At 54.2% G+C, this 13,679-nt stretch carries 10 protein-coding genes; 9 read left to right on the top strand and 1 reads right to left on the bottom strand.

The features are described from left to right. Positions 1-23: 23 nt before the first annotated feature. The 5 genes from DYE26_RS20780 to DYE26_RS20760 all read left to right on the top strand — a co-directional run bounded on the left by DYE26_RS20780 (position 24) and on the right by DYE26_RS20760 (position 6,639). Positions 24-1,805 (top strand): sensor histidine kinase, encoded by a 1,782-nt coding sequence (locus tag DYE26_RS20780; protein WP_164815224.1) that lies wholly within the window; start codon positions 24-26, stop codon positions 1,803-1,805. Beyond that, positions 1,783-3,348 (top strand): response regulator, encoded by a 1,566-nt coding sequence (locus tag DYE26_RS20775; RefSeq protein ID WP_036626760.1) that lies wholly within the window; start codon positions 1,783-1,785, stop codon positions 3,346-3,348. Before DYE26_RS20780 ends, DYE26_RS20775 begins: the two co-directional genes overlap by 23 nt. Before the next feature lie 198 nt (positions 3,349-3,546). Then, the gene (locus DYE26_RS20770; RefSeq protein ID WP_036626757.1) at positions 3,547-4,824 is read left to right on the top strand and encodes a sugar ABC transporter substrate-binding protein; all 1,278 of its coding nucleotides are present in this window, start codon (positions 3,547-3,549) and stop codon (positions 4,822-4,824) included. Positions 4,825-4,927: 103 nt separating this feature from the next. Beyond that, positions 4,928-5,803 (top strand): carbohydrate ABC transporter permease, encoded by an 876-nt coding sequence (locus DYE26_RS20765; protein ID WP_036626754.1) that lies wholly within the window; start codon positions 4,928-4,930, stop codon positions 5,801-5,803. Beyond that, entirely contained in the window at positions 5,803-6,639 is an 837-nt protein-coding gene (locus DYE26_RS20760) for a carbohydrate ABC transporter permease (protein WP_036626744.1), read from the top strand. Before DYE26_RS20765 ends, DYE26_RS20760 begins: the two co-directional genes overlap by 1 nt. 509 nt (positions 6,640-7,148) lie before the next feature. Here the strand turns inward: DYE26_RS20760 and DYE26_RS20755 are convergent. After that, complete coding sequence (locus tag DYE26_RS20755) at positions 7,149-8,657, bottom strand: serine hydrolase domain-containing protein (protein WP_036626740.1); 1,509 nt, start codon at positions 8,655-8,657, stop codon at positions 7,149-7,151. Positions 8,658-8,879: 222 nt separating this feature from the next. Between DYE26_RS20755 and DYE26_RS20750 the strand changes: the two genes are divergently transcribed. The 4 genes from DYE26_RS20750 to DYE26_RS20735 all read left to right on the top strand — a co-directional run bounded on the left by DYE26_RS20750 (position 8,880) and on the right by DYE26_RS20735 (position 13,520). Continuing rightward, positions 8,880-10,022: a threonine aldolase family protein gene (locus DYE26_RS20750; protein WP_227872885.1), complete on the top strand. Its 1,143-nt coding sequence runs from the start codon at positions 8,880-8,882 to the stop codon at positions 10,020-10,022. After that, complete coding sequence (locus DYE26_RS20745) at positions 10,019-10,357, top strand: DsrE family protein (protein ID WP_036626738.1); 339 nt, start codon at positions 10,019-10,021, stop codon at positions 10,355-10,357. The genes DYE26_RS20750 and DYE26_RS20745 overlap by 4 nt, the downstream gene beginning before the upstream one ends. A 108-nt stretch (positions 10,358-10,465) precedes the next feature. Continuing rightward, positions 10,466-11,881 (top strand): pyruvate kinase, encoded by a 1,416-nt coding sequence (gene pyk / locus DYE26_RS20740; protein WP_036626737.1) that lies wholly within the window; start codon positions 10,466-10,468, stop codon positions 11,879-11,881. Positions 11,882-12,401: 520 nt separating this feature from the next. After that, positions 12,402-13,520 (top strand): IS110 family RNA-guided transposase, encoded by a 1,119-nt coding sequence (locus tag DYE26_RS20735; RefSeq protein ID WP_036622457.1) that lies wholly within the window; start codon positions 12,402-12,404, stop codon positions 13,518-13,520. Positions 13,521-13,679: the final 159 nt, after the last annotated feature.

The following is a 13,679-nucleotide window of genomic DNA, read 5'->3' as shown; positions in this document are numbered from 1 at the left end:
ACGGGGGCGAGGATGCCATGTCCTTGATCAAGCGAAGTTTATTTACCAAAATTTTATTGGGCCTGCTGACTGCCACCATTGTGCCTTTTTTGATTTCCAGCTACATGTCCTACCAGATTATCGGGCGTTCGGTGCAGGATCAACTCGTTCAGCTGAACCAAAAATCGATGGCGATCACGATGTCGAGCGTTCATAAATACATCCATGACATCATGCTGCTCACGTTGTCCTACTACGGCGACCCCGAACTGATGCGCCTGCTGACCAAAAAGGAGATGCAGACTCCGGCGGAGGCCGTGTACATCAATCAAAAAATGCAGCGACTCTACGGCAGCTATACGGAAATCCGCTCGGTGACCTACAAGAGCGCGCTGACCAACCGTCAGTTTAACGTAAAATCGGGGCTGAACGAGCGGCAGCTCATTCCCGATTTTGTCCACCGCCGGCTCCCCGCGGAAGGGCAACGCTATAACGAGGAGTACGCGGTTATTGAAGTAAACGGGGAGAAGCGGCTGCAGATCAACAAGCTGTTTGCGGACATCTCCAGCCGCGAAACGCTGGGTTTGACTTCGGTTACGGTGCGGAATATAGAATTAAAGGAACTGGTCGAACCGTTGTCGACGTCCGAGCAAGGGGATGTATACATTCTTTTGCAAAACGATTTGCAGCTGTTGTATTCGACTGCTTCCGCGGCCGGCGATAGCGAATGGATTCAGGAATTGCGCGGAAAAATCGCCGCTGTGGACGGGGATGCCAGAGGCTTGATCCATGACCCCAAGGGAAAGGGAATATACATTTACTACACGGACGTTTCCTACGGGTTGCCCATTACGCTGGTGAAATTCATCCCGAGCTCCGTCATAGAGCAGGCGGGCAGGCAGGCGCTGAACCGATCGCTGGCCCTGCAGGTGGCCGTGACCGGTTTTGTCGCCATCATGGCGGGAGTCATCTCGTATGTGATTTTGCTGCGGATCAAACGCATCCTGGGCCAGATCAAAAAAATCCAGATGGGCAATTTCAACATTCAAGGCGGTTCGCAAGCGACCGACGAGCTTGGCCTTCTGGAGGACCGTCTTCAGGACATGGCCGCGGAACTGGACGCGCTTTGGAACCAGCAGTACCGCTACAAGCTGGAGGTCGCGGACGCCCGGCTGAAAATGCTTCAGGCGCAGATCAACCCGCATTTCCTGTACAATACGCTGCAATCGATCGGCACGCTGGCGATCAAGAAAAACGCGCACGAGGTGAGCGACAAGCTGGCCGAGCTGGGAGCGATGTTCCGCTACAATATGGATATCGATCATGAAGAGGTTCTTTTGCAAGACGAGCTGGAGCACTTGAACCATTACATTTCGCTGCAGGTAGGAAGGTTTAAGCATAAACTGGATTACTCGCAAAGCTGCCCGGACGAGGCGTTGTTCCTGCGGGTGCCGAAAATGGTGCTGCAGCCCCTGGTCGAAAACAGCATCGTGCACGGCATTGAAAAAGGGAACGGTACAGGGACCATCCGTGTGGAAATCGAGCTGAACGACCGGTTGATCATCCGCGTGATCGATAACGGGCGCGGCTTCGCCCCGGACATGATCGGCGACATCCGCCGTGCGTATACGGATTCTTCCGCCAAGCTCGAATCGCGGGTCGGCATCGGTTTGGTTAATGTATTAAAGCGGCTGCAGTTGTACTATGGACCAGGATTTGCCTGGGACATCGAAAGCGAGCCTTATGCGCAGACGACCGTTACTTTGTCCATTCCCTATCAACCGGAGAAGGAGCGTGAGCCGCATGAAAGTACTGATCGTGGATGATGAGGAGCATGTCAGGGAAGGCGTTGAATTGGCCATCGACTGGCCGAGCTATCAAATGACCGCAATTTTGCAGGCCGAGGACGGCGTGGAGGCGCTTGAAATCGTGCGCCGCGAGGCGCCGGAACTGATCGTGTGCGATATGAGCATGCCGCGTATGGATGGACCGACCTTTCTGGAAAAATTGCGGGCGGAAGGATGGGACTCCAAGGTGATCGTTCTGAGCGGGTACCAGGAATTTCGTTATGCCAAAGCGACCCTGCTGGCGCAGGGAGTCGATTATTTGCTGAAGCCATTCAAGATCGACGACTTGAACAAGGCCGTTTCCAAGGCGGTCGGGGAGATTCTGGAAAGCCGGGAAAACCGGAGCGAGGAGCTGCGCAGGAACCTTCAGGTTCATGAAGCCAACACCCTGCTCCAGGAGCAGAGGATGGCCACGTATTTGCAAGCGGAATCCGTCAATCATGCGGGCGTCCGCCAAGTGCTGCAGGAGGCGGGCTTTCCCGTTAAGGACTTTTATCTGCTGCTCTTTTTGCCGAGGAACCTGACGGAGATCGTCGACCGCAGCTTTATGGGGGACGAAGCGTTGTTTATGTTCTCCGTACGCAACATCATCAAGGACGTTCTGCGGCCATTGGGCCGGTATTATTTTTTTCGGATCGATTCGTTTTTCTGCATTCTGACCGAGGGGGAAGCTCCCGCCGCGGATGTGGAACATTACAGAGCCAAGCTGGAGAAGTCGTGGCTGTCCGCGATCAAGCTGGACGTCTTCTCCGGGTTTGTGCGGAAAAAGTACGACAGCGCTGAAATTTTGTCCGCCATCAAAGAGGCCAGAACGGAAATTCTTCAGGCCAATGTTTTGGATGGCAGAGGGGGTGCGGGCAAGCCAGGCCATGCCGTTACGTTTATCGACCGGGAAATTCTTCTGCTGGAGGCTTTAAGAAAACGCGACAAGGAGCACATGGCCGAATTGATCGGTTCTTTTGTGCGGGAGCTCCGGCAGCTCGGGTATTTGTCGTTAAAGGACCTGCAGCATTACACGATGGAAATGAATTTGCTGATCGCCCGCATTTCCCGCCAGCTCCATCAGGAGCATCAGACGGAAACGCTGTCGCTTTGGATCGGCGATTTGGAGGAATGGGGGCAGGAACTGACGCATATTTTCTGGCTGATGATCGAGTCGGAAGGGGAAGGGTTGGCTTCGCTCCAAAGCATCCATGCGATTCAGCACTACATCTCGTCCAATATCGGGGCCGACATCAGCCTGTCTTCGTTGGCGGAACGTTTTCATTTCAGTCCCCAATATATCGCCAAGAAATTTAAGGAAACTTATGGAACCACGGTGATGAACTATTTGACCGGGCTAAGAATGGAAAAAGCCAAGTCCCTGCTCAGCCATTCGGACCAAACCGTGCTTGAGGTGTCCCGGATGCTGGGGTACGAGGACGATAATTATTTCGGCAAAGTGTTCCGAAAGTTTACCGGCGAGTCGCCGACGCAGTACCGCAAGCATCATAAGGCCCCCCGGCCGCGGATGGACGGCTAAAGTGCATAACCTGCCGCCGCGAATGGAATAACAAAGGAAGGAAGAAGCTGCCGCAGCCTCTCCTTTCCTTTTTTGTTTAGTTTCAAATTTTACTCCAAAAGGCGATGATATCCCCTGTATTGCCCAGGTTCATAACCAATATAATGGACGTGTAAGGGGTTTCATCACTACAACGACATCATAATCGGGGGGACAGGAATGAAAAAAACGAAAAAAGCGCTTGGTTTGATCGCGACGATGGCGTTAGTTGTTGCTTTGACAGCTTGCGGAGGCAACGCAAAAAACAATGCGGGCAATGCCGCGAATAATGCCGGCGGTGCCGGAGGCGGCAATCAACCGGAAAAACAAGCGAAGATTTCGCTGTTCCAAAACAAGGTCGAAATCGCCGAAGCCCTGGAGGGGTTGGCGGAAAAATATAAGCAGGAAACCGGCAACGAAGTCGACGTTTGGGGCTCTGCCGGCGATGCTTACATGACTCAGCTCCAAGCCAAGCTGGCGGCGAAGGAAGGCCCGACGATCTTTAGCGTAGGCGCCGGCGCGGAAGCGGAAAAATTCAAGTCCTATTACTACGATATGAGCAATGAAGAGTATGTCAAAAATATCGCGCCGAACATGGCCCTGGAAGTCGACGGCAAAGTGGTCGGCGTGCCGACGGGCGTAGAAGGCTTCGGTCTCGTATACAACAAGAGCCTGGTCGATCTGGGCAAAGTAACCGACTTCGACTCTTTCAAGACCACGATGGAAGGCCTGAAGGCCAAAGGTGTTAACGGGCTGAGCCTTTCCCAGGAAGCGTACTTCCTGATCGGACATATCATCAATACTCCGTTCGCCCTCCAGGAAGATCCGAAAGCGTTCGTCGAGAAGCTGAACAAAGGCGAAGTGAAACTGGCCGACACCAAGGAATTCCAAGAGTTCGCCAAGTTTATGGAAGTGATTCGGGCCAACTCCACAAACCCGATGGAAGTAACGTATGACACGCAAATGGGGGATTTCGCCACCGGAAAAACGGCGATGGTTCACCAAGGCAACTGGAGTTACTCGATGCTCGCGGACTACGGCGATCTGGACATCGGCATGATGCCGTTGCCGATTGCCGGCAACAAGAAGCTGTCCGTGGACATTCCGGGCGGCTGGGTCATTAACAAGGAAGCGGGCGAAGCGGAAATCAAAGCGGCCAACGCTTTCCTGAACTGGATGTTTACGAGCGAAACGGGCAAAAATACGATCGTGAACGAGTTCAAATTTATCCCGGCGATGACCAACATCGAAGCGACGGGCCTCGATCCGATGTCGCAAGCGGTATTTGAAGCTACGAAGAGCGGTGAAACGATTCCTTGGGCTTTTAACTACTTCCCGCAAGGGATCATCGTGAACGACCTGGCTCCGGCGACGGCCGAGTTCTTCCTGAATCCGGATATGACCGGCCAGCAGTTCCTGCAAAACCTGGATAAAGCTTGGGCCAATGCGGCAAAGTAACATTTAGCTGACGTTTAGGAAATCATCACACTAAAGCCTAACTCTGCTTCGATGGCGTTAGGCTTTAGTTTTTTACAGCAAATTCCCGAAATGGGGTGGACCTATGCGCAGTAACAAAGATAAGCTCTGGTACGCGTTGTTTACCATGCCGTTATTCATCATCTTTACGACAGTCGTGATCATACCGTTTATCATTGGGGTGTACTACTCGTTTATTAGCTGGAACGGGATTCCGGCCGATCCGAAAGTGTTCGTGGGCTTCGACAACTATATCCGTATTTTTCATGATGAGCGGTTTTATTCTTCGGCTTGGCATACGATCAAATTCACGATTTTGGCGCTGATCTCCGTCAACGTCTTTGGGCTCTTGTTCTCCTTGCTGGTGACCAGCGGGCTTCGCACGAGCAACCTGGCGCGGACGCTGTTTTTTATGCCGAACCTGATCGGCGGGCTGATTTTGGGCTACATTTGGAAGTTTATTTTTACTGATATTTTTAAGTTTCTCGGGAACAACACGGGGCTTGATCATCTCTTTTTCAACTGGCTGATCAATCCGGAATTCGCGCTGTATGCGATGGTGATTGTGTTTACGTGGCAAATGGCCGGTTATACGATGATCATCTATATCGCGGGGATTCAGGGGATTTCGGACGAAACGCTTGAGGCGGCGAAGGTCGACGGCGCGAATATGTGGCAGCGTCTGACCAAAATCGTGTTTCCGCTGCTTATGCCGTCGTTTACGATCTGCTTCTTTATGACGCTCTCCGGCGCGTTTAAGATCTATGACGTAAACCTGTCTTTGACGAACGGCGGTCCCGTGAACTCCACGGAAATGTTCGCCATGAACATTTTTAACGAAATCTTCGGGTACGGCCGGTATGGCGTCGGCCAAGCGAAGGCGATCGTGTTCTTCCTCGTCGTGGCTGTTGTGACGCTGACACAGGTCATCATTACGAAAAAGAAAGAGGTGCAAATGTAATGAAGCGTGCCGGCAAATGGATTCCTTCCGTCTTACTGCTCATTCTTGCACTTGTTTTCTTGTCCCCGATCTATATCATGCTCGTCAACTCCTTCAAAAACCGGGCGGAGCTGTATACCAACGCGCTGGCGCTCCCGCAAAGCCTCAACTTTGAGTATTACGCGAGCGCGATCGACAAGATGAACTTCTTCCGGGTGCTCGGCAATTCGCTGCTGGTCACTATTTTGACGGTGATTTTTGTGGTGATTTTGTCGTCGATGACCGCCTGGATGCTGGTGCGGCGCGACACGAAAATCAGCAAATGGATGTTTATGGCTTATGTCGCGACGATGCTGATCCCCTTCCAAACGCTGATGATGCCGCTGATGCAGGTTATGGACTGGATTCGCACCTACCTGCATCTCCCGATGCTGAATACGCACGGCGGCTTGATATACATGAACATCGGCTTCCACGCCAGTATGGCGGTGTTTTTGTACCACGGGTTCATCAAATCGATTCCGATCGCGCTGGAGGAAGCCGCGACTCTGGATGGCTGCACGAAATTCGGCGTGTTTTGGCGGATCGTGTTCCCGATGCTGAAGACGATCACCATTACCGTAGCCATTCTGGACGTTATCGCGACGTGGAACGACTATCTGCTGCCGTCGCTGACGCTGTCGGATAAAGCGCTGCGCACGATCCCGCTGTCGACGTTCTACTTCTTCGGAGAGTTCACGATCGTGTGGAACCAGGCCATGGCCGGCCTGACGCTGACCATCATCCCTGTCGTCATTTTCTACGCGTTTGCCCAAAAGTACATCATCAAGGGCATTGCGGCGGGGGCGGTGAAGTAACTAGAGGTAGTAAAGTAACAGGCATTTGGCACAATAAAGCGTTCAACCGGTGTTATGCGTACCCGCCTGCGATAAAGTAGCCGGTCGGCCGATGCATGTCAAAGTAGTAAAGTAATCGGCGGTTAAAGACAAATATCCCCTTCGTTTCCGTTGATCAGTTGAGTTCAAGTGCAAAAGTGCATCCGATTTTTTGCCAATCCCTGTTTCCGAGCGGATGAACTGCAAAAGTGCATATGTTTTGAATTGAATTGTAAAATTATGTAATATACAAAGGTGGTGAACTGCACTTTTGCAGTTGAGCTGCCTGTTTCGAGAAGTTTCGACGAAATTCGCCTGCACTTTTGCATTGCGTGATTTGCTTCTGCCCCAGAGGCTTTATTTCCGCCCAACCTGGGGAAAATTGCCGTATAAGATATAAGAAGCCTGAAAGCGGCGATGGTGTCAACAGAAGCTGCGGCAGCAGCCATAAAGGCGGCTGCCCATCCTTTTGCGGACGGAGCCGCAACCCGCTACACGGCCGAGTTACGGCCGTTTTTTTGTTTGCGGATACTGTTGACGAGAAGCGGCAGTTTGATAATCCCAATCGCTAGCAGCGCAATCGACGCGTAATACATGAAGTGGCCCAAGCCCGCGAGAAATACGAAAATGACAGGCCACGGCACGAGGACCTTGGGCAGCACGAACAGGATTGCCAGCGGGATGAACGCATGGATGAATGTAATCGACAGCACCTGGATGGCGATGCGCAGCTTAGTCGGCTTAAAGCGGGTTTTCCACCGGAAAAGGCCGCGAACGGACAAAACCAGATACAGCAGGACGGCCAGCGCAACGGCATCGACGATCAGGAAATCCTTCCGATAGCTATCCATTCCGGCAGTGATGGGCTGCTCACCGTGAAGAATACGGTCGATTCCCGCCGTGATTTGATCGTAAGCGTCGATATGGAAGAAATCCATCGAGTTGGCCAGAAAAATGATGCCGTAGTCGCCGTCGATGATCATTTTGGAATATGTATTTTCCGTCGAGCCGTCGTGATAAACCCAATTGCGGTTCTTGTCGACGCTCCAGCCCATGCCGTAATATTGGCTGCCCCACATTTGGACCGCCGGGGCATGCATGAGCGCGGCGCTCCGCTCGGATACGACGGACGTATTTCCGAATCGCCCTTGGTTGATTTGAGGGATCAGGTATTTGGACATGTCCTCGGCGCTGGAGACCAAATATCCCGAAGGAACCGTACCTTCGTGGTTGATCATTTTCGTCGGCAGCATGAGTCCGAACACCGGCTGATAGCCCGCAGCCAGCTCCTGTGCGGAGTTCGGCGAGGCATAGCTGTGCGTCATGCCCAGCGGCGCGTAAATATTTTGCTTGATATAGTCCCCGTAAGACATCCCCGAAACGGCTTCGATAATGCCGCCCAAAATATCGTAATTCAGATTCGAATATTGGTACGCCGTGCCAACGGGTTCGGTGAGCTCCACCTGCTTGAGATTGCGGATATGCTGCTCGATCGGCAGGCCGCCTTGCGTCAGCGACACCTGGCCGTCATAGGTGGATATCCCGCTTGTCTGGTGAAGCAAATGCTTAACGCGGATTTGCGCGGACGCGGCTTCGTCGGCAACCCGGAACCAGGGCAAATACTGGCGGACCGGAGCCTCGAGATCGATTTTCCCGGCATCGGCCAATTGCATGACGGCCAGGGCGGTGAACGATTTGCTGACCGATCCGATGACAAACGGGGTTTGCGCCGTCACCGGCGTGCGGTCGGGCCCGGAAATGCCGTAGCCGTTTTGAAAAAGCACCTGGTCCCCCTTGACGATTGCCAGGGAAGCGCCGGGAATTTGCAGCTTCTTCATCGAATCCTGCATGAAAGCATCGATTTGCTCCTTGTCGATTTCATCGCTTTCGGCCCCCGCCTTCAGCGGGATGGCGCATACGATGAGAGCCGCGGCCATGGTTAGCAGCAAGGTTTTTAGAAACGATGCGGCGGCCTTCTTTTTATATGAAACGGAATTCATATGGTTACTCCTCCTAATTATTGGTACGGGACTTATTGTACCTGCGGAAACCGGTGCTTTGCGCCGGCAAATGGTCGGATTCGAGGCTGGGCTTGGGTCTGGGGAAGCTGCCCAACTCCGGCAAGGGGCGGTTCGATTACGTTGGCGTTTGGAGCTATAATAGCTTTAGCTTGGCAAGCGGGCGAGAAACGTGAAAAAAGACCGCGAGGGGAGATGGAACGTTTGAACGATCTTGAACATCATTCGGAGCCCAAACCGGGACCGGAACCGGAACGGAAGACACTGAAGGAGGTCTTTGACCGGGCTGAATACCCGCTTACTGGCCACGGCAGAAGAGAAGTCGACGTGCTGAAGGCGGCGCTCGCCGGAGTGGACGGCGGAGTGGAAAGCGATATGTACGGCGCGGGTAAAGTGATCGAGGATTTTGAAGCAAAGATGGCCGGCGTTTTGGGGAAGGAAGCGGCGGTGTTTTTTCCCAGCGGGACGATGGCCCAGCAAATCGCTTTAAGAATTTGGTGCGACCGGCGGGGTGTGGCCCGGGTGGCCTACCATCCGCTTTGCCATCTGGAGATCCACGAAAAAGACGGGCTCAAGGAGCTGCACCAAATCGAGCCGATTTTGTTGGCGGACCCAAACCGGCTAATCGGCCTGGCCGACGTCATGAATTTGCCGGACGATATCGCCTGCCTGCTGCTGGAGCTGCCGCAGCGCGAGATCGGCGGGCAGCTGCCGGAGTTCGCCGAGCTTGAAGCGATTTCGGCGTACTGCCGGGAGCAGGGGATCAAGCTGCATCTGGACGGGGCCCGGCTGTTCGAGACCCTGCCCTACTATCGGAAATCCGCCGCAGAGGTTTGCGGTCTGTTCGACAGTGTGTATATTTCCTTCTACAAAGGGATCGGCGGCGTTGCCGGAGCGATCCTGGCGGGGCAGCCGGAGTTAGCGCAGGAGTCCAAGGTATGGAAAAGACGCCACGGCGGCGATTTGATCAGCCTTTATCCATATATCCTCAGCGCGGATTATTATTACGAGCAAAGAATCGGGAAAATGGAGCTCTATTACGAGCAAGCGCGGGAACTGGCCGGAATGTATAACCGCTGCCGCGGCATCACGACCCTGCCGGAAATCCCGGTATCCAACATGTTCCACGTCCATGCCGGGCTGTCCAGCCGACGGATGGAGGAAGTGCTGGTCGAAATTTGCGGGGAGACCGGAGTCGGTTTTTCTCATTATGTAAAGGAACGGACGGCGGGAGGAAGCTATTTTGAAGTCAGCATCGGCGACCGTTACGATGCGGTTCCCGGGGATAAGCTTTTGCAAGCCTTTGAATTGCTGGATGAGAAGTTGAAAGGAGAGACGGAGATTTGAAAAACAAAGTGATTTTTCTTACGACGGACAGTATAGGCAGCGGTGAACGGGAGCTTGGCGCGCAGTTGCTGGAAACCTTCGCGACGCTGCTGAAGCAGCGGGAGCAGCTGCCGGCCGCGGTTTTTTGCGTAAACCGGGGCGTGCTGGCTTTGACGGAGCAATCGTTCGCTTCGCTGCATCTGAAGGAGCTGGAGGCGCGCGGCGTGCCCGTGCTGGCCTGCGGCACCTGCGTCGACTATTACGGGATTCGGGATCGGCTGGCAGCCGGCGAGGTGTCCAGCATGGGGCGTTTCCTGGAACTGGCGGAACAATACGAGGTGATCACGATCGCTTAAGGCCCCTCATCCGCGACTCGGATTCGTACGGTCTCGTTTATTGGAAGGACAAAAAAAGCATACTATACCTTACTGGAAGAAGAATGTGAAATTCGAAGGAGGGTTAGCATGCTGCGGACTAAAATCATTTGTACGCTTGGCCCGGCTAGCGATGCCGCCGGGGTGCTGCAGGACATGATTCGGGCGGGAATGACGGTGGGCCGGCTGAACATGGCGCACGGAGAATTGGAGGAGCACGCGCGGCGGATCGCCCAGGTGCGCGCGGCGGCGCGAGAGTTAAACACGTTTGTCCCCATCATGATGGATATTAAGGGGCCGGAGGTCCGGATCGGCAAATTGCGCGAGGCGTTCGCAGAGCTAAAGGCCGGCGAGGAACTGGTTTTGACGACGGAGCAGATCGCCGGGGATGCCGCGCGGATTTCGGTCAATTATCCCGATATGCCCAAGGTGGTGCGGGAGGGCGGCCGGATTCTGATCGACGACGGGCTGGTGGAGCTGCGCGTCCTGTCCGCAGCAGGCTCGGAGATCCGCTGCCGCATCGTCAGCGGCGGTAAGCTCAAGCCGAACAAGGGCGTGAACCTGCCCGGCATCAAAACGACGCTGCCCGGGGTGACGGAACGGGACATCCGGCACATTCATTTTGGACTGGAGCAAGGCGTGGAAATGATCGCCGTTTCGTTTGTGCGGAAAGGGGATGATATCCGCGAAGTGCGGCGGATTTTGCAGGAGCAGAATGCCGGCCACGTGCAGATCGTTTCCAAGATCGAAAATGAAGAAGGGATTGCCGACCTCGACAACATTATCGAGGCGTCGGACGGGATCATGGTCGCCCGCGGGGATATGGGCGTGGAGGTGCCGGTCGAGGAAGTGCCGGTGAGGCAAAAGGAGATCATCGATAAGTGCAATCTGGCGGGGAAGCCGGTGATCGTGGCTACGCATATGCTTGAGTCGATGCAGGTGAACCCGCGGCCGACGAGGGCCGAAGTGAGCGACGTGTACAACGCGGTGATGCAGGGGGCCGACGTCGTAATGCTGTCCGGGGAGTCGGCGGCCGGCAAATACCCGGTGGAGTCCGTACGCACGATGGCGGCGGTGGCCCGCAGGGCGGAGTCGATGATTGACTACGGCGAGCAATTCAACCGCAGAAGAAGGCTGCATGCCACCAACATCACGGAGGTAATCAGCCAAGGTGCGGTCAGCGCTTCCCTGGAGCTGGACGCCAAAGTGATCCTCACCTCCACCGAAAGCGGCTTTACCGCCCAGATGGTGTCCAAATACCGGCCAAAGGCCCCGATCGTGGCGATCGCGCATCATCCGCATGTGCTGGTCAAGTTATGCCTTTTGTCCGGGGTCTTCCCTTATTTGGGAGGGCCGGTGACCACCACCGACGAGATGTTTGATTCGGCGATTCAAAGCGCGGTGAAGTCCGGGTATGCACAGGAAGGGGACATAGTCGTGCTGTCCGCGGGTTTGCCTCTTGGGCAGGCGGGAACCACCAACTTAATCCAAATCCGGCAGATTTAAGAGGAACGGAACCGGTTTGCCACTTAGAAGGGGCTAGCCGCTCGCTTCTCTGACATAACGTGACGTAGCGGACATATCGTACGTAGCTGATGTAGCGGAATATTGGACATAGCGGATATAGCGGACGTAGCGGACATGGTGAACATAGTGGACGTAGCGGATTTAGCGGATATTGCACATAGTGAACATAGCGGACATAACGGATATAGTGAACACAGTGGACGTAGCGGATATAGCGGACGTAGTGGATACAGCAGACATAGCACATAGCGCGTTGCGGCACTAGCGTGGCATTTTTACTCAAGGTTTCTTTAAAAGCGTTGGTTTCGAACCGTACTATCGCCGCCGAAAATCTAACGGTTGTAGCAGCGGCTATTTTCCGAAAAAAGACCTTCTCTAAATTCTAGCTATGATGAACGTAAACAAAAGACAGCCCTCCATATTGCTACATCTCGTAGGTTAAAATGGATAGTGAAAACCAAACCATTTCAGAGCTACATAGCAAAGGAGAGCTGATACTATGCAGTCTACCACAAAATTCGTCGGTTTAGATGTATCCAAAGAAAAAATTTCGGTTGCTATTGCAGATGCAAGCGGTGAAACTCCTCGCTATTACGGGAGCATTCCTCACACCCCGGCGGCGCTGCGCAAGCTGATCAAAGAACTGGGACCGGCCGAAACGCTATCGTTTTGTTATGAGGCAGGTCCGACAGGTTACGAAACCTATCGCTGGATCACCTCCATGGGAGCCCATTGCGTTGTCATTGCTCCGTCGCTTATTCCCAAACGCCCTGGCGATCACGTGAAGACGGATCGACGGGACGCCGAGCAGCTTGCCCGTCTGTTTCGTGCAGGAGAATTGACTCCTGTCTACGTCCCGGAGCGGGAAGACGAGGCTTTGCGGGAGTTGGTTCGCGCCCGGGAGGCCGCCAAAGAGGACGCGCATCGGGCACGCCAGCGGATATTGAAGTTCCTGCTCCGCCATCACATCGAACCGCCGGCTACGATAAAGCGTCGTTGGACCCGGAAGTACCGTTCCTGGCTGGAGCAACTGACATTCCCTTATGAGCCCATGCAAGTAGCCTTCGACGAGATGCTCCATACCTTAAATGAGATCGAGCAGCGGATGGGGCGTTTGGAAAAAGCCTTGGTTCAGCAAGCCACGGTCGGCTCCAAGGCAACTCTGATTCGGGTGCTTCAGTCCCTGCGTGGGATTGGACTACTGACGGCCGTCACTCTAGCTGCTGAGATCGGTTCATTTACTCGCTTCCGCTCCCCGGCCCAACTCATGGCGTATTTAGGGTTGGTTCCTCGTGAGAGTTCAACCGGCCTGAGTACTCGGCGCGGAAGTATGACCAAAGCCGGTAACGGGCGCTTGCGCCGATCCTTGGTGGAATCCGCCTGGAGCTACCGTCATCGGCCTGCGGTGAAAGGAGATCTCGCCAAGCGTTTGGATGGCATGCCGGCCGATATACAACTGTTGTCGTGGAAAGCGCAAGAAAGATTGCATTACAAATACCGTCATCTCATTTTTGGAAAGAACAAACACAAAAATGTGGCCGTAGGCGCGGTGGCCAGGGAGCTAACCGGGTTCATATGGGCTGTTGCTCGAACGGTGGAACAACCGGTGGCTAACTAACGCCCCTTCCGTCCCCTTTGGGGAGACGCAGGGAGCGTTGCCCCCTGCACCCCCACACTCGCCGTGAGGCGTTCCTCATTTCCAATGAGGAATAGGAAAAGTGTTGATTTGAACCTAACCGCTTGTCAAGAAAAGCGCTTGACAAGCTCACGCCTGAGC

It is taken from the genome of Paenibacillus macerans, from assembly GCF_900454495.1.
In the GTDB taxonomy this organism is placed as follows: domain Bacteria; phylum Bacillota; class Bacilli; order Paenibacillales; family Paenibacillaceae; genus Fontibacillus; species Fontibacillus macerans.
Note: the sequence above shows the minus strand (reverse complement) of the source record. Positions and strands in the feature narration are given on the sequence as shown.

Excerpts from the sequence above, each read along its gene's own strand:
- DYE26_RS20735 (WP_036622457.1), top strand. The coding sequence starts at position 12,402 with ATGCAGTCTACCACAAAATTCGTCGGTTTAGATGTATCCAAAGAAAAA.
- DYE26_RS20765 (WP_036626754.1), top strand. The coding sequence starts at position 4,928 with ATGCGCAGTAACAAAGATAAGCTCTGGTACGCGTTGTTTACCATGCCG.
- DYE26_RS20755 (WP_036626740.1), bottom strand. The coding sequence starts at position 8,657 with ATGAATTCCGTTTCATATAAAAAGAAGGCCGCCGCATCGTTTCTAAAA.
- DYE26_RS20760 (WP_036626744.1), top strand. The coding sequence starts at position 5,803 with ATGAAGCGTGCCGGCAAATGGATTCCTTCCGTCTTACTGCTCATTCTT.
- DYE26_RS20775 (WP_036626760.1), top strand. The coding sequence starts at position 1,783 with ATGAAAGTACTGATCGTGGATGATGAGGAGCATGTCAGGGAAGGCGTT.
- pyk (WP_036626737.1), top strand. The coding sequence starts at position 10,466 with ATGCTGCGGACTAAAATCATTTGTACGCTTGGCCCGGCTAGCGATGCC.
- DYE26_RS20770 (WP_036626757.1), top strand. The coding sequence starts at position 3,547 with ATGAAAAAAACGAAAAAAGCGCTTGGTTTGATCGCGACGATGGCGTTA.